Here is a 19,463-nt window from a genome sequence, read left to right on the forward strand (position 1 = left end):
GAGTGCCGGTCCTCCGCGACGGAGCACGCTTTCAGGAACCCGGTCAGTTGGTGCACGTCACGGGGCACCGTCAGGCCGAGCACGATGCGGTGGGCGGTGCTGTGCGGGAGCTGGCCGGGACCGCCCGCCCGCTCCATGTCGCGCATCGAGGGGCGGCCCGCGGCCTCGTACAGTTCGCGCAGGCCAGCTTGGAACATGTCGAGACCGTCGATGTCCAGCGGCGAGTCCACCGAGGTGCCGCGCGCCTTCCGGCGGCGGGCCTGTCGCCACAGCTCCATCGCCTTGGCCTCCGAGGCCCCGCACGCCGCCGCGTACGCCCGGACGATCCGCGCGCTCGGGACCGACCGCCCCGACGCGGCGCGCTGGAGGGTGGTGGCGTGGCAGCCCGCGCGGTCGGCCAGCTCGGCGTACGAACACCCGCTGGCCGACCGCTGGTCGCGCAGCCAGCGCGCCAACCTGACCAGGGCCCTGTTGGACGCGACGATCGGCTTCTCCCTGCGCCCCACGACCGCGACGGCCTCAGGGCCCGGCGACCGCGTGGGCGACGCGCCCCACCACACGCCCCAGGCGGTGGCCTCCGCCGTGCAGAACCAGCAACGTGCTGGCCGCCACGAGCCCGGCGCCGCCGAGGACCACGAAGATCGACGTGGGTGCCATGCCGGAGGCGGACAGGGCACAGGCCAGCACAGTGATCACGACGATGACGACGACATCGGACACGGAGGGCCGATGCCGACAGAACCCGTCGTGCGCCGTGCAGGGGGCCGGGGAAGATGTACGTGACATAGGTTGCGTCTCCTGAGTTCGGGACCGCCCCCACACGCGCCACGGGGGCGCGAGGCACAGGGCACGAGGGCGGGTTGCGGGCTCCAAGTCCGTGCGTCCGACCGGTGTTTGCCGACACCGATCGGATCTGCATCGTGCCATCCACCCCCCGCGCAAGGGGATCCCCCCAAGAACGTTGATGCGTATACGTCCAAGCACACCGTCCGAGGCCGGGTAACCTCCACTCACGCCAGGTGCCGCCGTGACCAGCCCACTTGCGCCCGAGTACGAGCCGACGGCTGAGCACGCGGCGCGAAGATGCGGCGGTATCCCAATCACGTTCGCCGCTCGTTGAGGCCCAGGCGTCAACCTTTCCTGGCGCCGGTATCCCCCGGCCCCTCCTGAGAGTCGCGGGCTCCACCCACACGATCAGGAACCCAGCGGACTCACGTTGCCGCGTGAACCGCCCAAGGTCGGCGCTCTGCTAGGAGCGCCGACCTTGCCCAGTCGGGCCGCCGCACGCAAGGCCTCGTCGCCGCGAGCACGAACGAGCACTCGTCTGGGCCGTGCGCGCCTACTGCTGACCCGTCCGCGCTGGTGCTGCTGGTGCCGACCACGCCTGGATGAGGTACCACTCTGTTATCTCATCCGGTGCGAGGTCTACCGTGGTGTCCCGGCCGCGGGCGTGGATGCGCAGTCGGTACTCTCCCGGGCCGCTGGAGGACAGGACGGGGAGTTCCTCGTCGAGGTCGTCCATCAGGCCGCGGACCATGAGATCGCCCGATGGGGAGTGCGCGGGGATTTCGACGATCTCCTGCCAGTCACCGGTATCCGGTGGCGGTTCGGTGTCGTGCAGCGTGACGGTGACGTCCACGTCGCCGGTGTGGATGCCAGTGTGGACGACGGTGACGCCGTCGGTGACCTGTACGAGCCCGTTGTGCTGCGGGGGCAGGTCGGGGCCCGTCGGTCCGGCATCGTCGCTGATGATGAACTGGTGGTACTGGACGGGGACAAGCCCGTTGCCCCGTCGGATCTCGTGACTCACAGTCGCCGCGCCTCAGCTCACCGGTCGTCCGAGCGCCATAGCCAGCGGAGGGCGTCGGGGAGGAGGACACCGCCGTGGTTGGGGGTGTGGCCGCCGTCGCCCAGGACGAGGCGGAAGTCGTAGCCCGCTTCCGCGAGTGCGGCCGCGACGCGCAGGTTGTGGGCGAGCCAGTTGGCCTCGGCCTCGTTCCAGCGCAGGTCACGGTGGCCCGCCTGCAGGAAGATGCGCAGCGGCTTGCGCGGGACACGGGGGATGAGTTCGGGGTAGGGGTTGCCGCCTGGCATCTGCGCGAAGCTGGACAGGTACCCGATCACCCGGCGGAACTTGTCCGGGCGCAGCCAGGCCGCGGTGAAGGCGCAGTTCCCGCCGCTGCTGCCACCGCAGATGCCCCACCGGTCGGGGTCCTCGGCGATCGAGTAGCGCTTCGCTACCTCGGGGATGATCTCCGACAGGAGGAAGTTGACGTAGCGATCGTCGTCGGCGTCGTACTCGGTGTTGCGGTTCTTCGGGTCCTCAGCGCCGGGGAGGACTCCCGGATCGACGAACACGCCGATGGTGGTCGGGATGTCACCGCGGTGGACGAGATTGTCCAGGACGATCGCGCCGCGGACCTCTCCTTCGGGGTCCAGGTACCACCAACCGTCCTGGAACACCATCAGCGACGCTGGCTCCGAGGAGCGGTACCGCGCGGGCACATGCACCCAGAACTTCCGTGAGGTCCCCGGGTAGATCGCGCTGTCGTCCCAGGAGAACTCGATCGTCTCGCCAGCCGGTACGCCTGACCGCGCGGTGGAGTCGGGGCCATGGGCATAGCGCACGTCTGACTGGTGAACCGGAAGCGGCTGGTAGGGCACCTCGATCGTCACGCGGGCCAACCTAGTCCAGGGCGTTGTCAGTGGGGGCTGGCAGGGTGTGGGTATGACGGATAGTGAGCGTGACCGTATGACGCGGATCCTGAGCCGGTTGTCAGGGAGGGCCCAGGAGTTGCTGTTGGAGACGGACTGGGCCTCTTACCGGCACGCGTACGGGACCGCCGAGGACATCCCCGCCGCCCTGTGTTCCCTCGTGGACGAGGATGCCGAGGTGCGGTCCGATGGGTTGGCCGCGTTGGGCATGGGCGTGCTGCATCAGGGCTCGCTGTACACGGTCACCGCGCCCGCGGCGCTGTTCGTCGCGGCGATCCTCGACCACCCCATGGGCCTCGCCGAGCACGAGGGACGCTTCCCGTGGGACGACGGGCCGCCGCGCAGCTTGCGGGCCGCACTGCTGCGCTGGCTGGGGCAGGTGGCTGAGTCCGCTGCCTACGGAGAGGATCCGGCGCGGGACCGTGCGAGCTGGGAATGGGAGCCCTGGCACGAGGACAGAAGGGGCGAGCGTGACCCGGACGAACTCGCCGCCCTGCGAGCGTGCCGGGACATCCGGCCCGCCGTGTACGACGCCGTCGAGCCGTTCCTCTCCTCCCCCGACCCGCACGTCTGTGAGGTCGCGGTCGGCGCCGCGATACCGCTTCTTGCCGCCCCGGACCTTGCCGACCGGATACCGCGCGCCGCCACGCTGCTGCGGGATCGGCTCGGCACCATGACGGGTCGGCGGGAGCGCGCCAGCGTGGCGCGGGCGCTGAGTCTCTGGGGGACGGACACCTCCGACCTGCTCGCCGCCTCCGACCCCGCCGTGCGGGTCTGCGCCGCGCTCGGTCCCGTCCGGGTCGACCGGCCCCGCGCTCTCGCCGTGCTCCTCGACGCGCTGCGGGACCCCCGTACGACAGACGGATGGTTCCCCGAGCCGCTGTGCGGGCTCGACGGGTGGTTCCGGTTCACCGTGCTGCGTTCCGCCCTCGACCTGGCCGTATCGTTCGAGGAGGTGGCGCCTGTGGCCATCGACATGGTGGCCACCGGGTGCAGGTCCGTCGTCGACTTCGAACGCGGGGCGATCCTGTACAGGGCCTTCCCCGGTGGCTACGACCCGGCCCATGCGCTCACCTCCGCCCAAGGCGCCCTGCTGCGGGCGTTCGTGGACACCGACGAGGCGACGGGCAGCATCGGCGGCAACTGGCTGTGGTTCCGCGCGGCCGGGCTGCCAGAGAACCGGGAGGGCATCGCCGCGCTGCTGTGACGCGGCCACCGCCGCTAGCGGGCCAAGGGGGGTGGGCACGGTCCGGCGTTAGCGGTGCGTCAAGGGCGTCGTAGTGCACGTATGAGGGCCGTTAGCGGTGGTCGTCCTACCGGCTGGCGGCAGGTTCGCTGTTCCGGTCCGATCGTTTTCGAACCGTTCAGGGAGCTTGTGATGGCCGACGTGGCCTTCGTCGTCGCCACCGTCGCGGTGTTCGCGCTGGTGGCCCTCATCGCCCGGGGGGTGGGCAGGCTGTGACCGCCGAGTACGTTGTGGGGTTGGTGGTGGCCCTGGCCCTGCTGGGCTATCTGGTGGCCGCCCTCGTCTTCCCGGAGAGGTTCTGAGCTCCGAGATGAGTCCCGTCCTCGCTGATGTGCTCCTGGTGACCGCGCTGATCGGCGCGCTCGCCCTGGTGCACCGTCCCTTCGGCGACTACATGGCCGCCGTCTTCTCCTCCCGTAAGCACCTGCGGGTGGAGAGGTGGATCTACCGGTCGATGGGTGCCAACCCGGACGCGGAGATGCGCTGGCCCGCCTATCTGCGTGCGGTGCTCGCCTTCTCCGCGGTCGGCGTGCTGTTGCTGTACCTGCTGATGCGGGTGCAGGACAGGCTGCCGCTGTCCCTCGGCTTCGCGCCGATCAGCCCGGACCAGGCGTTCAACACGGCCGCCTCCTTCGTGTCCAACACGAACTGGCAGTCGTACGCGGGTGAGTCGGCGATGAGCCACGTCACCCAGACCATGGGCCTGGCCGTGCAGAACTTCGTCTCCGCCGCCGTCGGCATCGCGGTGGCCGTCGCGCTGGTGCGCGGGTTCGCCCGGTCGCGGACCGGTGAGCTGGGGAACTTCTGGGCCGACCTGGTGCGTGGTGTCGTACGCGTCCTGATTCCGGTGTCCGTGGTCGCCGCCGTCGTGTTGATCGCCTGTGGCGCGATCCAGAACTTCGGTGACATCCACACCGTGACCACGCTGACCGGTGACCAGCAGGCCATCAGTCCCGGTGCCGTCGCCTCCCAGGAGGCCATCAAGGACCTGGGGACGAACGGGGGCGGTTACTTCAACGCCAACTCCTCGCACCCGTTCGAGAACCCGAACGGGTTCAGCAACTGGCTGGAGATCTTCCTGCTGCTGGTGATCCCGTTCTCGCTGCCGCGCACCTTCGGGAAGATGGTCGGCAGCGTCCGGCAGGGGTACGCGATCGTCGGCGCGATGGCCGCCCTCTGGTTCCTCGGCGTGCTCGCCGTGACCTGGGTCGAGTACGCCCATCCGGGCACCGCCTCGCAGCTCGCGGGCGGGGCGATGGAGGGCAAGGAGCAGCGCTTCGGGGAAGGGCCGTCCTCGCTGTTCGCGGTGTCGACGACCATGACCTCGACCGGGTCGGTGAACTCCTTCCACGACTCCTTCCAAGGACTGTCCGGCGGGGTGCTGCTGCTGGGCATGATGCTCGGCGAGATCGCGCCCGGCGGGGTCGGCTCCGGGCTCTACGGGATGCTGGTCATGGCCGTCATCGCGGTGTTCATCGCCGGGCTGATGGTCGGCCGTACGCCTGAGTACCTCGGCAGGAAGATCGGCGGCCGGGAGATCAAGCTGGCCGCCTGCTACATCCTCGTCACCCCGGCGCTGGTGCTCGTCGGCACCGCGCTGGCGATGGCGCTCGGCAAGGGTGAGTCGTCGATGACCAACGTGGGCGCGCACGGCTTCTCCGAGGTGCTCTACGCCTACACCAGCGCCAGCAACAACAACGGCAGCGCGTTCGCCGGGTTCGGTGCGGACACCCAGTACCACAACACCGTGCTCGGGCTGTGCATGGTGCTGGGGCGGTTCCTGCCGATGGTGTTCGTGCTGGCGCTGGCCGGGTCGCTCGCCGGGCAGCAGCCCGTCCCGGCCACCGCGGGGACGCTGCGTACCGAGAAGCCGCTGTTCACCGGGTTGCTGGTCGGGGCGATCCTGGTCATCACCGGGCTGACGTTCTTCCCCGCGCTCGCGCTGGGCCCCCTGGCCGAAGGACTGGCGTGATGACCGACCGCGTGAAGAAGTACGCCGACGGCGGGGTCGGCTCGGGGCTGTTCGACCCCGCGCAGCTCGTCAAGGCGCTGCCGGACGCCTTCCGCAAGCTCGATCCCCGCGTGGTGGTCACGTCCCCCGTGATGTTCGTCGTCCTCGTCGGGTCCGTCCTGACGACCGTGTTCTCGTTCCTGGACCCCGGCGACTGGTTCGGCTGGGCGATCAGCGCGTGGCTGTGGCTGACCGTGCTCTTCGCCAACCTCGCCGAGGCCATGGCGGAGGGACGCGGCAAGGCGCAGGCCGACACGCTGCGCAGGGCCAAGACCGACACCGTCGCGCGGCGGCTGGTGGGTGAGCGTGAGGAGCGGGTCCCGGGCACCAGCCTGCGGATAGGCGACCTCGTCGTGTGCGAGGCGGGCGACACCATCCCCGGCGACGGCGACGTCATCGACGGCGTCGCCTCCGTCGACGAGTCCGCGATCACCGGTGAGTCCGCCCCGGTCATCCGTGAGTCCGGCGGCGACCGGTCGGCCGTCACCGGCGGGACGAAGGTGCTCTCCGACCGCGTCGTCATCCGGATCACGACGAAGCCGGGTGAGACGTTCATCGACCGCATGATCAACCTGGTCGAGGGCGCGGCCCGGCAGAAGACGCCGAACGAGATCGCGCTGAACATCCTGCTCGCCTCGCTCACGATCGTGTTCCTGCTGGCGGTGGCGACCCTGCCGCCGTTCGCGGACTATGCGGGCACTGAGCTGACGATGGTCGTGCTGGTGGCGCTGCTGGTCTGTCTGATCCCGACCACGATCGGCGCGCTGCTGTCCGCGATCGGCATCGCGGGCATGGACCGGCTCGTGCAACGCAATGTGCTCGCCATGTCCGGGCGTGCGGTCGAGGCGGCCGGTGACGTCTCCACGCTGCTGCTGGACAAGACCGGCACCATCACCCTCGGCAACCGGCGGGCCGCCGAGTTCGTCCCCGTGCGCGGTACGACCGAGGCCGAGGTCGCGGACGCCGCCCAGCTCTCCTCGCTGGCCGACGAGACGCCGGAGGGCCGCTCCGTCGTCGTCCTGGCGAAGGAGCGGTACGGGCTGCGGGAGCGGCACCAGGGCGAGCTGGCGCACGCCGAGTGGATCGCCTTCACCGCGCGGACCCGGATGTCGGGCGTCGACGTGGACGGCCGCAAGGTCCGCAAGGGCGCGGCCGGTTCGGTCCTCGCCTGGGTGCGCGAGCAGGGCGGGCAGCCCGCCGCGGACGCCGTGGAGACCGCGGACCGGATCTCCGAGGCGGGCGGTACGCCGCTGCTGGTCGCCGTCCACGACGAGCGGGGCGCCCGCGTCCTGGGCGTCGTCCACCTCAAGGACGTCGTCAAGGACGGGATGCGGGAACGGTTCACCGAACTGCGCCGCATGGGCATCAGGACGATCATGATCACCGGTGACAACCCGCTGACCGCCAAGGCCATCGCGGACGAGGCCGGGGTCGACGACTTCCTCGCCGAGGCCACGCCCGAGGACAAGATGGCGCTCATCAAACGGGAGCAGGCGGGCGGCAAGCTCGTCGCGATGACCGGCGACGGCACCAACGACGCCCCGGCCCTCGCCCAGGCGGACGTCGGCGTCGCGATGAACACCGGCACCTCGGCCGCGAAGGAGGCCGGGAACATGGTCGACCTGGACTCCAACCCCACCAAGCTGATCGAGATCGTCGAGATCGGCAAGCAGCTCCTCATCACCCGGGGCGCGTTGACGACGTTCTCCATCGCCAACGACGTGGCGAAGTACTTCGCGATCATCCCGGCGCTGTTCGCCGCCGCCTACCCGTCGCTGGACAAGCTCAACGTCATGCACCTGGCCTCGCCGGAGTCCGCGATCCTCTCGGCGGTCGTCTTCAACGCGCTGGTCATCATCGCGCTGGTGCCGCTCGCCCTGAAGGGCGTGCGCTACCGGCCGGGCGGCGCGGACCGGATGCTCCGCCGCAACCTCACCGTCTACGGCCTGGGCGGGCTCGTCGCCCCGTTCCTCGGCATCAAGGTCATCGACATGCTCCTCTCCCTCATCCCCGGAATCGGCTGATCGGCATGAACAACTCCGTTGTGAACACCGGACGCGTGGCCTGGGCCGCCCTGCGGATGCTGCTCGTCCTCACCGTCCTGACCGGCGTCCTCTACCCGCTGGCGGTCACCGGCATCGGCCAGGCGCTGTTCCACGACCAGGCCAACGGCTCCGTGGTGCAGGTCGACGGCAGGGACGTCGGCTCGCGGCTGATCGGGCAGAGCTGGAACCTGCCCGGCACCGACCGGCCCGACCCCAGGTGGTTCCAGGGACGGCCCTCGAACAGCGGCTACGACCCCCTGTCCACCGGCTCCAGCCAGCTCGGCGCCAGCGACGACACCCTCGTCGAGGACGTCAGGGCCGCCAGGAAGCAGGTCGCCGCCTTCAACGACGTACCGGAGTCCCAGGTGCCCAAGGACGCCGTCACCGGCTCCGCCTCCGCCATCGACCCGCACATCTCCCCCGCCTACGCCGACCTCCAGGTCAGGCGGGTCGCCGAGCGCAACGGCCTGTCCGTCGCCCAGGTGCGGAGGCTGGTGGACGACCACACCGACGGCCGCGCTCTCGGCTTCATGGGCGAGCCCCACGTCAACGTGCTGGAACTGAACATCGCGCTGAAGGGACTGACGGCTGTGAGGTGACGGCCTCGGCGGTCACGTCGAGCCCGACCGTCGGACACCCGGCGATATCTCCGTCAGGACGGCGGCGAGCTCCGCCGGGTGGGAGAAGAACGGCGAGTGACCGCTCGCCAGGCGGTGGACGGCGCCGGACCGCACCGCCAGCCGTTCCTGGGTCTCGGGCGGGAGTGCACGGTCGTTCTCGCAGACGATGTACGTCGAAGGGACGGTGTGCCACCCGGCCTCCGTGAGGGTGTCACGGAACGACTTCGTACTCTGCGGCACCAGTCGCTTGGCGGCCTCCTCGGCCTCGCCCGGTTCCACGTCGCCGTAGAACATCGCGACGGGGTTCTCCGGTACGGACCGGGTGACGGCCTCCCCGTCCGGCGGGGTGGGGACGCCGTGGAACCCCAGGAGGCTTTCGCCCACGTCCAGTTGGTAAGCCGTGAGGTACACGAGGTGGGACACGTTCCCGGCACCGGCCGCGGCCTCGCTGGCCGGTATCCCTCCGTAGGAGTGGCCTACGAGTACGACGGGGCCGTCAACGTGGGTGAGTGCGGTACGGATCGTCCGCGCGTCCTCCCGCAGCCCCGTCCGGCCTCCGGCGCTCGGGAGACCGACGGTCCGGACGCGGTGCCCCTCGGCGCGCAGCGCCGAAGCCAGCTTGTCCCAGCACCAGGCGCCGTGCCATGCCCCGTGTACCAGGAGAAGGGTCGGCCGTGCAGGTCCATCAGTCACTGTGACCCACTCTCATGTCGGACGAACGGTGAGGTGCTGCCGATGGTTGACGACACCGGTTCGACGCCCCCGCGCCGCCTTACCGCCTTACACTCCGCTTCAGCCTACTGAGGATCAGCGACTTACTCGGCTCTGCTCGTCAGGGCTGTCCGTCGGAGTGTGGGCGGGTGGCTGATTCCGGACGTCATGTGACGCGGGTCACCGCAACACCGTTCGCGCCGAGGACAGGGAGGAGTGTGAAGCTTTCACTGCGCGCCCGCGTGCGAGCCGGGGATCCGGACGCGTTCGGGCAACTCTTCGACGCACACGCCCCTGCGGTCCACCGGCACGCCGTCCGGCTGACCGGTGACTGGGTCGTGGCCGACGACATCGTGTCCCTGACCTTCCTGGAGGCGTGGCGGCTACGCGAACGGGTGCTGCTGGAGGGTGACCTTCCGAGGCGTGACGTTCCGGGGGGTGACGTTCCGGGGGGTGACCTTTCGAGGCGTGACGTTCCGGGGGGTGACGCTTCGAACGGTGACGAGGAGAGTCTGCGCCCGTGGCTGCTGGGCATCGCGACGAACGTCACGCGCAACACCACGCGGGCGGCGCGAAGACACCAGGCCGCGCTGAGCAGGATTCCGCCCCCCGACCCGGTGCCGGACTTCGCCGAGGAGGTGACGCGGCGGCTGGCGGACACCGAGGAACTGGCCGCCGCGCACCGGGCGTTGCGCCGGATGCGGCGCGGGGAGCGGGAGGTGTTCGCGCTCTGCGTGTGGGAGGGCCTGGACTCCGCCACGGCGGCCCAGGCCCTCGGCGTGGCCGTCGGCACCGTGCGGGCCCGGCTCTCGCGGGCGAGGAAACGGTTGCGCAAGCTGACCGAGCAGGAACTTGAGCGCGGCGGTGACGGTCGCGGCCCGGGTGGCATCCGCCGCGCCGAGGGCGGCATCGAACAGCGGGCCGTGCAACGCCCCGCGCCGGTCGGACAGTCACTGGGCAGCCGCCATCAGGCGGCTCGGTCCCCGCAGGAGAAGAAGCGATGAACACTCACCCGCGACGACGCGACCAGCCGGACAGCCACCAGGATCTGGCCGAGATGCTGCCCGCTCCGGGCCGCCCGGTGCTCGCGCAGGACCGCCACCGCGTCCTGAAGGAACACCTGATGGCACACCTCACCCACGAGTCCGCCCACGAGCCGTCCGACTCACCCACGGTCCCCGAGCGCCGCCGCCTCGGGCGCCGCCCCGTCCTCGTCGCCGTGGCGGTGGCGCTCGCCGCCGTGGTGGGACTGGGCGCGGTGGCGGTCGACGGCGCACGGAACGGCAAGGAGGGCACCGCCACGGAGGCCACCGCGAACGACACGCGCAAGGCCACGCGGCTCCTGGACCAGATCGCCCTTGCGGCGGCCGAACGCCCCGCCGTCACGGTCCGCGACGACCAGTACGTCTACACCGAGTCCCAGGGCTCGGCGGTGGAGTTGGGCGTCGACTTCACCACGGTCGAGGAACTCGTACGGCAGGAGGAGCAGGGCGTCACGGCCCCGCCGTACGAGGGGGCCGTCCGCCGCGAGGAGTGGATGCCGGTGGACGGCAGCCGGGACGGTCTGCGGAAGGGGGTAGCGGTCGACGACCCCGCCCGGCGGATGGACATGGCCATGGGGGTCGGAACCGGATATCTGACCTACCGGCAGTTGGAGGATCTGCCCACGGAGCCGGACGCCCTGCTGAAGAGGCTCTACGGCGACGCCGAGAACGTCGAACCGGGCCGCCGCGCGGAGGTGGTCATCGAGAACGTGGGGGTCATCATCGACGGCGCCACCCTGCTGCCCGACCTCAGCGCCGCGCTCTACCGGGCCATGGCCGAACTCCCCGGCGCGCGCGTGGTGGAGCACGTCAAGGACGCCGCGGGGCGGGCGGGTGTCGGCCTGACCTTCGAGGGTTCACCGGACGGGTACGCCTGGGTCTTCGACTCGTCGAGCCTCGTCTACCTGGGGACGACCAAGACCGCGCTCCTGGAGGTCGGTGTCACGGACAAGAAGGGGGAGGCGCCGGTCACCTCCCCCTGAACCAGCCGTACGAGCACCAGCGGGCGCCCGCCGTCCACTACCCGAGGGTGAGCATCGCCTCCGCCACCTCGCCGACCGCCGCGCCGGGGAGCGCGGTGGCGGCGTCTTCGAGGACGAGCAGCCGTGCCCCGGGGACCGCGCGGGCGATCGCCTCGCCGTTGCCGACGGGGAAGAAGCGGTCGCGGCGGCCGTGGACGACGAGCGTGGGAACCTGGACCTCGGGCAGGCGCTCGCGCCAGCGCGGTGCGCAGTCGAGCCTGGCGAACACCATGCCCAACTGGTTGGCGAGCTGGACCGGAGGCGCGGTGCCGGGCGTGCGGTCCCAGACGCGCGCGGCGACGGCGCGTGCGGCGGCGGGGTCGTCGCCGCGGATCTCCGCGCCGACGGCGGCGAACTCCGCGACCGCCTCGCGGTCCGTCCAGTCGGGCTGGGGGCGTGCGAACAGCCGACGCATCGTGGGCCCGTCGTGGTCGGGGAGGTCGTCGTCGGGCGGACCCGGGGCGACCGCGCGGGTGCCGACCAGGGTGAGCGCCGAGAACGCCGCCGGATGGTCGAGTACGGCCACCTGGGCGACCATCCCGCCGACGCCGATCCCGGCGAGGTGAGCGGGCCCGCCGCCGAGCGCCTCGGCGAGGGCCGCGGCGTCGGCGGCGAGGTCGCGCAGGGTGTAGGCGGGCGCCTCCGGATCGGTGGTCGTCGACGCGCCGCTGTCGCGCAGGTCGTAGCGCACCGCACGGCGTCCTGCGGCGGCGAGGCGCTCGCACAGCGCGTCGGGCCAGGAGAGCATCGTCGTCCCGCCCACGAGCAGGACGAGGGGCGCGTCGTCGGCACCGAACGACTCGATGCCCAGGGCGACCCCGTTGACGTGGACCGTGGTCATGGGATCACCGGACCACGTCGTAGGTGAGGTGCGTCGCGGTCGAGGTGGGGAGCACGCTCCGCCGTACCAGCGTGCGCGGGGCCCCACCGGTGAACAGCGGGGTCCCGGCGCCCAGGATGACGGGTGCGAGGTGCAGGCTCAGCGTGTCGACCAGCCCGGCGTCGAGCGCCGAGGCGATGGTGGCGCCGCCGCCCATGAGGATGACGTCGAGGTCCTTGCCGCTCTTGGCCGACGCGGCCTCGGCCCGTGTGCGCGCGGCGGTGACGGCGTCGGGCAGACCGGTGGTGACAAACGTCCAGTCGAGGTCGGCCGTCCGCACCGACTCCGGTGGCGCGCTCGTCACGACGACGAACGCGGGCTTGCCGACCTCGCTGGCGCCGTAGCCGGTGGTGTCGTCCCAGCCCTGCGGTCCGTCGACGACGTCGAAGAGGTGGCGTCCGAGGACCACGGCGCCCGAGCGGGCGGTTCCCTCACGCAGGACCTCGCGGTCGTCCGGGTCGTCGGAGAACGCCCATGTGTGCAGGGCTTCGCCCCCGGTGCCCAGGCCGTTCCGCGGGCTGGCGTCGGGCCCGGTGACGTAGCCGTCGAGGGAGACGGAGATGTCAGCGATGATGCGTGTCATACCAGGGCAGACCCGATCCGCCGCGCGAACTCATCGGTCGCCTGCCCGGGAAGGGTGCCAGGGGTCGAGCGCGTGCTTGCCGTGGGTCTCGCCCGCCGCGAGTCGCCGGAGCACCGCTGGTCCGTCGGCCAGGGGATGGATCTCGGGGGTGCCCGGTGGGTAGACGCCCTGGGCGATGAGTGACTCGATCTCCGTGAGCAGGGAGCGGTAGACCGCCGGGGCCCTGGCCGCCAGGGCGCCGATGTGCAGGCCCTTGATCTGGGCGTGGTGGGTGAAGACCAGGTCGTGCGTGGTGAGGCTGGCGTCGCCGGACGCGGCGCCGAACACGACGACGCGCCCGGTGAAGGGCTTGGTGACCGACAGGCTGGCCTCGAAGGTGGCCCGCCCCACCGATTCCAGAACCAGATCGACTCCGCCGGTGTGGTGGGTGATCGCCGCGGCCAGGTCGGGGCGTCGGCTGTCCAGGATCTCGTCGGCTCCCAGGGCGCGGACCAGGTCGTGTTTGGCCGTGGACGCCGTGGCGATCACGCGTGCGCCGTAGTGCCGGGCGAGGCGGACGGCTGCCTGTCCCACTCCCCCGGCCGCGGCGTGGACGAGCACCACCTCGCCCGCCCTGACCTCACCCAGGGGCTTCAGTGCCGCCAGGGCGGTGGCCCAGTTCAGCACCAGGCCGAGGGCTTCGGCGTCGCTCCAGCCGGACGGCAGGGGGAGGACTCCCGCCGAGGGCATGGTCATGTACTGGGCGAAGGCGCCCGGCCCGGTGCCGACGACGTGGGTGCCGACGGGCAGCGGGTGCGCGACCGCCGCCCCGACGCCGACGATCTCGCCCGCGGCCTCGAAGCCCGCCACGTAGGGCGCCCGCGGGCCGCCGCCGTAGGTGCCGCGGGTCTGCATGACGTCGGCGAAGTTGACCCCGGCGGCGCCGACGCGGACCAGGTACTCGTCGGGTCCTGGCGTGGGGCGCGGGTGGTCGGTCGTGAGGATCAGGTCGTCCGGTCCCCGGTGTGACCGCTGCACCAGTGCGTGTACCGTCCGCGCGGCGGTGTGCCGCGGTTCGTTGGTCTCCATGCGCCGAAGCTAGGACCCTCACACCTGTGTCAAGGTCAAGCGGCGCTCATCGGGCCGTGCGGCGGGCCTTGGCCAGGTAGGCGTCGAGCGCCGCCCGCTGCTCGCTGAGCGCGGCGATGCGGGCGGCGAGCCGGTCGCGGTAGCCCTCCACCTCACGCAGGAACTCCGCGTCCGCCGCACCCGCGCCGACGCCGGGTCCGTCGGTGGGGTGGGGCAGGACTTCCCTGATCAGCCGCACGGCCAGCCCGGACTCCAGCAGCGAGCGGATGGTGCGCACCCGGTCGAGGGTGGAGGGGCAGTAGTCGCGGAACCCGTTGCCGAACCGGCCGGGGACGATGAGGCCCTCGTCCTCGTAGTGCCGTAGCGACCGCGCGCTCACGCCGCTGACCCGGGAGGCTTCGCCGATCCTCATACCCGTCGGCAACGCCCGGCGGCCCCGCGGTCTTCCCGTCGGGTCAGCCCAGTCTTCGCGTCGGGTCAGCCGGTCGGGGCGAGTCGGTCGTCCTCGGCGACGGGCTCGTCCGCCGAGGTGTTCCCCTTCCGGCCGGTGCCGAGCCTGAGGAGCAGGGAGGCGGCGGCCAGGGCGACGCCGAACCAGATGACGCTCGTGACGCCGCCCGCGTGGTCGACGAGGAGTCCGCCGAGCAGCGACCCGAGCGCGATGCAGGTGTTGTACGCCATGGTGTTGAGCGACATGGCCGCCTCGAACGTCTCCGGCGCGGCGGCGAGCGTCATGTTGACCTGGGAGAGCTGTACCGCGCCGAAGGACAGACCCCACAGGACCAGGGCGATGACGGCGCCGGTCTCCGCGTCGCCGGTCGCGCGGAGCAGCAGCAGGGCCGTCAGGAGTCCCACCAGTCCGACGACGAAGGTGCCGCGCAGGCTGCGGTTGACCGTGTACCCGGCGGCGAAGTTCCCGAGGGCGCCGCCGACGCCGAAGAGGATCAGCACCACCGTGACGAAGGTGGCGGTGGCGTCCGCCTCGGCCTCCAGGTAGGGGCGTACGAACGTGTACGCGCCGAAGTGGCCGAGCACGAAGCAGACGACGACCAGCAGGACGGTGCGCAGCCGGGCGTTCCTCACCGGGAGCCCGAAGACCTCCCGCACCGACACGGCGTTCTGCGACGGCAGCGACGGGACGATCGCCGCGACCGCGAGGAACACCAGGAGGCTGAGCCCGGCCCAGATGCCGAAGGTGGTCCGCCAACTGGTGTGCGCCTCGACGACGGTGCCGAGCGGGATGCCGACGACCGTGGCGATGGAGATGCCGGACATGACCACGGCGGCCGCGCGGCTCGCGTGCCGTGCGGGCACGATCCGCATGGCCATGCTGACGCCGATCGCCCAGAAGACACCGCTGGCGAACCCCATGCACAGGCGCGTGGCGAGGATCAGCGGGTAGTTCGGTGACAGGGCGGTGACGAGGTTGCCGAGGGCCAGCACCGCGAGCAGCGTGGACAGGAGGAGGCGCCGGTTGACGCGCCGGGTCCAGGCCACGATGAACGGCACTCCGAGCCCGGCGGCGACACCCTGCGCGGTCACCATCAGACCGGCGGCCCCGACGGAGATGTCCAGACTCTCGCTGAGCGGGGTGAGCAGCCCTACGGGCATCAGTTCGGTGGTGAGGAAGACGAAGAGGCTGGCGGTGATGGCGGCGACGCCGAGCCAGCCCCTGGCGGCTGAGATCGGGCGGACTTGTTCCGGTGCGGACATGGCTTCTCTCCAACGGTCAACTCAGGGGACCCGCCGCCTGGTTCCCGGGTGCCAGAGCCGGACGGGGCACCTCGCATTCTTGGTCCGCACCGATCAATGAGTCCAACACATGTTTGTCATCGCATTCATCTTGAGCGAAGATGAATCACCATGGAGCTGCAACAGATGCGGTACGTGGTCGCCGTCGCCGAGACGAACAGCTTCACCCGGGCCGCCGAGCGCTGTCTGGTCGTACAGTCCGCCCTCAGTCACCAGATCGCGCGCCTGGAGCAGGAGTTGGGGGCGAAGCTGTTCGAGCGCACCACGCGCCGGGTGCGGCTCACCCCGGCCGGTGCGGCGTTCCTCCCCGCCGCCCGCCAGTGCCTGGAGGCCGCCGAGCGCGCGGTCGTCGAGGTCGCCGCCGCCGTCGGGGAGGTCCGGGGGCGGCTCTCGGTCGGCCTGATCCCGTCCGTCGCCGCCGTCGACATCCCGGCCGCGCTGCGCGACTACCGGGAGCGGTATCCGCAGGTGCGCGTCAGCCTCCGCGTGGGGGCGAGCGACGACCTCGTGGACCAGGTCAAGCAGGGCGCCGTCGAGGTCGCCTTCCTGGGGCTGCCGACCACGATGCGGCCCGCGGGGGTCGGCTGCCGTGAACTCGCCCGGGACCGGCTCGTCGCCGTCGTCGCGCCCGATCACCCCCTGGCCGAGGAGTCGGCGATCGACCTGCGGCGGCTGTCCTCGGAGGTGTTCGTCGACCTGCCCGCGCAGACCGCCGGTCGCGCCCAGTCCGACCTGGCCTTCTCGGCCGCCGGGCTGACCCGGGACGTGGCGTTCGAGGTGACCAACGCGGACTTCCTGGCCCGGCTGGTGGGGCAGGGCCTCGGCGTGGCGATGCTGCCCGCCGCGTACGTGGCGCAGCTCGGCGGCGTGACCACCGTCGAGGTCACCGACGCGCCCGCCCGCGTCGAGTACGTCATCTGGAGCCCCGGCAGCCGCACCCCCGCGGCGACCGCCTTCCTACGGCTCCTCGGCGTGCCGGAGGCCGACGCCGCGCCGTGAGCGGGGCGCGGCCCGCGGGCGTGCGGGCCTGCGGGCCTGCGGGGCTCAGGAACACCCATGGCGGACCGCCTGTCACCTCCTGCGCCGTTTCCCGGCCTGCCGGGCCACGTCGGCGGCCAGTCGGGTGCGCCACTCCTGCAGACGCTTCATCTCGTGGTCGTCGAGGTTCTCGTCGACGCCGTAGATCGTCCCCCGCTCGGCGTCGATCTCCACCTCCAGGAGATCAAGGGCCTCTTGGAGGTCGCCGTTCAGTTCCAGCGCCGTGACCAGGGTCGTACGGATGGACCGCGTCTCGTCCTTCCGCCGCCAGCCGAAGGTCTGGGACTCGGCGTACAGGGCGCGCAACAGGCGTACGCCCTCGGCCGCTTCACCGTTCTCGGCGAGGAACCGGGCCAGGCTCGCCCGTCGGCGGTGGGTGTCGGCGTGGTCGGGGCCGAGCACCCTGGCGGAGTCCTCCGCGACGGCCCGCGCCTCGGCGACGGCGGCGTCCAGGTCACCGACCCGGCGGTGGTCCCAGGCCAGTGACGACCGCCACCCCAGGGTGTCGGGATCGTCGGCCCCGAACTCCGCGGTGCGGTCGGCGACTTCCGCCTCGGTCAGCCGCAGGGCCTCGTCGTGCCGCCCCTCGTGGCTGAGCCAGGTGAGGACCCTTGAACGGGCGGCGACGGTGTCGGGGTGCCAGCGCCCCAACTCCCGGGTGAGGTACGCGACGTCCTCGTGCACGTCCGGCCAGGGCCGGTCCTCCGGCCGCTTCCAGTGCCGGAAACGGCGCCTGACCCGCCGGGTACGGAGAGTGCGCCGCGGCGTGCGCTGCTCCTCGGCGATGCCCCCGTCGCCCCGGCTCCCCTGCCCCTCCGTCATCGGAACCCTCCCCCACTGTCCACCCGCGTCTCCTCGCCCTCGGCCCGCTGGTACTTCCTTCCCTTCCCCGAAGGAGCACATCCGTGGGGAGCACGGCTCATGTACGACTACGACGCCGCAGACGCCCGGCCCCGCGAGCGGACGCACGGCTCGAACGCCCTGTCCTGGAGCCGGTGAGGGAGCGTACGAGCCGGGGGGCGGCTGCCGCTGTGAGCAGGGCGGCGAGCGGCAGGACGGCGTCCCTCCAGGGATCGCGGAGCGGCTTGTACGTCGCCGTGCCCTCCTTGATCTCGATGAAGCCGACGGGCCTGGCCACCGCTCCCCCGCCGCCGCCCGCGCCCTCGCCGGTCTTGTCCTTGCCGACTTCGTGCCCCGTGCCGCCGCCGAGCCCGAAGGCGACCTGGGCCACGGGGATGACGGTGACGCCCTCGCTGACCACGGGCTCGCCGTACACGGCGGTCACCGAGGCCCGGAGGCCGAGTTTCTCGGCCAGGCGTTCCAGCAGGGTGACCGAGGCGTGGACGGCCGTCATGTCGGCCAGCGGAACGGGTTGTCCGGTGGTGTGCGGTGTGGTCATCGGGGCCTCCCGGGTCGGGGCGTCCTGCGGTGCCGAGGACGTGGGCGCGGTCGGTGCGGGAACGCGGTGGTGCGTGCGGAAAGTCCAGTCCGTTGCCTCACGATATGCCTAGGTCGTGTCGTCGAATGGCGCGTTCGCGTGATCAGTGATGTGGTGGCGTAGCGAGCGCAGGGCATGTTGTCGTGCTTTCTTGGTGTCGAACCTGCGTCGCCTGCCGCCGCAGGCTGCCTGCCTTGTTATGTCGCATTCACGTAGTGCGTGGCCAAGTCCGTGAGCGAGAAGGAGACGCGGTGTCTCTGGCGATGAGAGTGGTGGTGCGGGCCCTACGGCTGCGGCCGAAGCCTCTCGCCTCGGCCGGTGCGATCGCCGCGGAGGTCGACCGTGACCGCCCCAACGCCGAGGTGCCGCGCGCACTCCGCACGGCGTACGACGTCCGCCGGAGCAGCGTCGAGGGTATGCCGGTCATCACGCTCACCCCGAAGGGTGTTCAGCCGGTGGGCGAGTTGCTCTACACGCACGGCGGCGCGTACGTGCACCCGCTGGTCACACCGCACTGGCACATCATCGGGAACCTGGGGCTGACCACCCCGCTGCGCGTGACCGTCCCTCTGTACGCGCTCGCACCCGAGCACACGGGCGACGAGACCTACCCCAAGCTCCACGAGCTCTACGACGGCCTGACCGAATCCGGGTTGCCGGTGATCGCCGCGGGCGATTCAGCGGGCGGCGCCCTCGCGATGGCGCTCACGATCCGCGCCCGGGACGAACACCGCCCTCTTCCCGACGCGGTCCTGTTGTTCTCGCCCTGCGCAGACGCGACCCTGACCAACCCCGACATCCCAGTCATCGAGCCGCGAGACCCCATGCTCGGCCGCGAAGGGGCGCGATGGGCCATGCGCCGCTGGGCCGGGGACCGCCCCCTGCGCCACCCCTGGCTCAGCCCGGTCAACGACACCCTGCGCGCACTGCCCCGGATCTGCGTCTTCCACGGCGAACGCGACATTCTGTGCCCCGACGCCATGAAGATGGTCGCCAAGGCCAAGGCCGCCGGCACCAACGCCGAGATCCACCTCTATCCCGACGCCTTCCACGTCTTCATCGGCCTCCCCCGACTCCCCGAATCGCGGGCAGCTTTCGCCCACGCCAGAGGGATCATCAAAACCATCACCGCGGCCTGACCCCGAGGTGTGGCGAGGCGCGCCAAGGCTTCGCAGGGTAACGCGCCTCGCCACACCCCGCCGTCTCCCTGGGCGGAGTCGCCGCCGACGCCGCCCTCAGCTTCCTCGTGGGGCCGGGATCACCGCCGCCAGGCCCGGCTCCCACGGTTCCA

Annotated in this window: 20 protein-coding genes and 1 pseudogene; 9 read left to right on the forward strand and 12 right to left on the reverse strand. The window is 71.5% G+C overall.

All coding sequences use genetic code 11. From position 1 onward, the window contains the following. Positions 1 to 341 precede the first annotated feature (341 nt). The 4 genes and pseudogenes from ACFQZ6_RS00165 to ACFQZ6_RS00180 form a co-directional block, all read right to left on the reverse strand. A pseudogene (locus tag ACFQZ6_RS00165) lies at positions 342 to 560 on the reverse strand (hypothetical protein); the annotation flags it as partial. Further along, positions 520 to 720: a hypothetical protein gene (locus ACFQZ6_RS00170; RefSeq protein ID WP_381604234.1), complete on the reverse strand. Its 201-nt coding sequence runs from the start codon at positions 718 to 720 to the stop codon at positions 520 to 522. The pseudogene ACFQZ6_RS00165 and the gene ACFQZ6_RS00170, both read right to left, overlap by 41 nt. Before the next feature lie 619 nt (positions 721 to 1,339). Continuing rightward, entirely contained in the window at positions 1,340 to 1,810 is a 471-nt protein-coding gene (locus ACFQZ6_RS00175) for a hypothetical protein (RefSeq protein WP_381604235.1), read from the reverse strand. A 17-nt stretch (positions 1,811 to 1,827) separates the two neighbouring features. Beyond that, positions 1,828 to 2,628 carry an alpha/beta hydrolase gene (locus ACFQZ6_RS00180; protein ID WP_381604236.1) on the reverse strand — a complete coding sequence of 267 codons (801 nt, stop codon included), beginning with the start codon at positions 2,626 to 2,628 and terminating at the stop codon, positions 1,828 to 1,830. 124 nt (positions 2,629 to 2,752) lie between these two features. Here ACFQZ6_RS00180 and ACFQZ6_RS00185 point away from each other — a divergent pair, with 124 nt between their 5' ends. From ACFQZ6_RS00185 to kdpC, 5 genes are all read left to right on the forward strand, one after another. After that, entirely contained in the window at positions 2,753 to 3,922 is a 1,170-nt protein-coding gene (locus ACFQZ6_RS00185) for a hypothetical protein (RefSeq protein ID WP_381604238.1), read from the forward strand. 251 nt (positions 3,923 to 4,173) lie between these two features. Next, positions 4,174 to 4,263: a K(+)-transporting ATPase subunit F gene (kdpF, locus tag ACFQZ6_RS00190; protein WP_381604240.1), complete on the forward strand. Its 90-nt coding sequence runs from the start codon at positions 4,174 to 4,176 to the stop codon at positions 4,261 to 4,263. An 8-nt stretch (positions 4,264 to 4,271) separates the two neighbouring features. Then, positions 4,272 to 5,933: a potassium-transporting ATPase subunit KdpA gene (kdpA, locus tag ACFQZ6_RS00195; protein ID WP_381604242.1), complete on the forward strand. Its 1,662-nt coding sequence runs from the start codon at positions 4,272 to 4,274 to the stop codon at positions 5,931 to 5,933. Beyond that, on the forward strand, positions 5,933 to 7,996 hold the full coding sequence (gene kdpB / locus ACFQZ6_RS00200) for a potassium-transporting ATPase subunit KdpB (protein ID WP_381604244.1): 2,064 nt from the start codon (positions 5,933 to 5,935) through the stop codon (positions 7,994 to 7,996). Before kdpA ends, kdpB begins: the two co-directional genes overlap by 1 nt. 5 nt (positions 7,997 to 8,001) lie before the next feature. Further along, on the forward strand, positions 8,002 to 8,616 hold the full coding sequence (kdpC, locus tag ACFQZ6_RS00205; RefSeq protein ID WP_381604246.1) for a potassium-transporting ATPase subunit KdpC: 615 nt from the start codon (positions 8,002 to 8,004) through the stop codon (positions 8,614 to 8,616). 12 nt (positions 8,617 to 8,628) lie between these two features. Here kdpC and ACFQZ6_RS00210 read toward each other — a convergent pair whose 3' ends face one another. After that, positions 8,629 to 9,330, reverse strand: coding sequence for an alpha/beta fold hydrolase (locus ACFQZ6_RS00210; protein WP_381604248.1), 702 nt, complete (start codon positions 9,328 to 9,330; stop codon positions 8,629 to 8,631). A 236-nt stretch (positions 9,331 to 9,566) separates the two neighbouring features. On the opposite strand from ACFQZ6_RS00210, the gene ACFQZ6_RS35825 reads away from it, so the two are divergent. Together ACFQZ6_RS35825 and ACFQZ6_RS00230 are read left to right on the forward strand one after the other, a co-directional pair. Next, positions 9,567 to 10,352, forward strand: coding sequence for an RNA polymerase sigma factor (locus tag ACFQZ6_RS35825; protein ID WP_449334068.1), 786 nt, complete (start codon positions 9,567 to 9,569; stop codon positions 10,350 to 10,352). Then, positions 10,349 to 11,374 (forward strand): CU044_5270 family protein, encoded by a 1,026-nt coding sequence (locus tag ACFQZ6_RS00230; protein WP_381604250.1) that lies wholly within the window; start codon positions 10,349 to 10,351, stop codon positions 11,372 to 11,374. The genes ACFQZ6_RS35825 and ACFQZ6_RS00230 overlap by 4 nt, the downstream gene beginning before the upstream one ends. A 37-nt stretch (positions 11,375 to 11,411) precedes the next feature. Here ACFQZ6_RS00230 and ACFQZ6_RS00235 read toward each other — a convergent pair whose 3' ends face one another. The 5 genes from ACFQZ6_RS00235 to ACFQZ6_RS00255 all read right to left on the reverse strand — a co-directional run bounded on the left by ACFQZ6_RS00235 (position 11,412) and on the right by ACFQZ6_RS00255 (position 15,657). Next, on the reverse strand, positions 11,412 to 12,254 hold the full coding sequence (locus ACFQZ6_RS00235; RefSeq protein ID WP_381604252.1) for an alpha/beta fold hydrolase: 843 nt from the start codon (positions 12,252 to 12,254) through the stop codon (positions 11,412 to 11,414). A gap of 4 nt (positions 12,255 to 12,258) precedes the next feature. After that, positions 12,259 to 12,876, reverse strand: coding sequence for a dihydrofolate reductase family protein (locus tag ACFQZ6_RS00240; protein ID WP_381604254.1), 618 nt, complete (start codon positions 12,874 to 12,876; stop codon positions 12,259 to 12,261). Between the two features lie 30 nt (positions 12,877 to 12,906). Continuing rightward, complete coding sequence (locus ACFQZ6_RS00245; RefSeq protein ID WP_381604256.1) at positions 12,907 to 13,944, reverse strand: NADPH:quinone oxidoreductase family protein; 1,038 nt, start codon at positions 13,942 to 13,944, stop codon at positions 12,907 to 12,909. A gap of 46 nt (positions 13,945 to 13,990) precedes the next feature. Next, positions 13,991 to 14,356 (reverse strand): MerR family transcriptional regulator, encoded by a 366-nt coding sequence (locus ACFQZ6_RS00250; protein WP_381604258.1) that lies wholly within the window; start codon positions 14,354 to 14,356, stop codon positions 13,991 to 13,993. Between the two features lie 65 nt (positions 14,357 to 14,421). Beyond that, positions 14,422 to 15,657, reverse strand: a complete 1,236-nt coding sequence (locus tag ACFQZ6_RS00255; RefSeq protein WP_381604261.1) for an MFS transporter — start codon at positions 15,655 to 15,657, stop codon at positions 14,422 to 14,424. 150 nt (positions 15,658 to 15,807) lie between these two features. Here ACFQZ6_RS00255 and ACFQZ6_RS00260 point away from each other — a divergent pair, with 150 nt between their 5' ends. Then, positions 15,808 to 16,695: a LysR family transcriptional regulator gene (locus tag ACFQZ6_RS00260; protein ID WP_381604263.1), complete on the forward strand. Its 888-nt coding sequence runs from the start codon at positions 15,808 to 15,810 to the stop codon at positions 16,693 to 16,695. Positions 16,696 to 16,767: 72 nt separating this feature from the next. Here ACFQZ6_RS00260 and ACFQZ6_RS00265 read toward each other — a convergent pair whose 3' ends face one another. After that, on the reverse strand, positions 16,768 to 17,556 hold the full coding sequence (locus tag ACFQZ6_RS00265; RefSeq protein ID WP_381604265.1) for a tetratricopeptide repeat protein: 789 nt from the start codon (positions 17,554 to 17,556) through the stop codon (positions 16,768 to 16,770). 97 nt (positions 17,557 to 17,653) lie between these two features. Further along, the gene (locus tag ACFQZ6_RS00270) at positions 17,654 to 18,133 is read right to left on the reverse strand and encodes a GerW family sporulation protein (protein WP_381604267.1); all 480 of its coding nucleotides are present in this window, start codon (positions 18,131 to 18,133) and stop codon (positions 17,654 to 17,656) included. 290 nt (positions 18,134 to 18,423) lie between these two features. On the opposite strand from ACFQZ6_RS00270, the gene ACFQZ6_RS00275 reads away from it, so the two are divergent. Then, complete coding sequence (locus ACFQZ6_RS00275; protein WP_381604269.1) at positions 18,424 to 19,311, forward strand: alpha/beta hydrolase fold domain-containing protein; 888 nt, start codon at positions 18,424 to 18,426, stop codon at positions 19,309 to 19,311. The last annotated feature ends 152 nt before the right edge of the window (positions 19,312 to 19,463 follow it).

The organism is Streptomyces flavalbus (genome assembly GCF_042674625.1).
GTDB classification, from domain to species: domain Bacteria; phylum Actinomycetota; class Actinomycetes; order Streptomycetales; family Streptomycetaceae; genus Streptomyces; species Streptomyces flavalbus.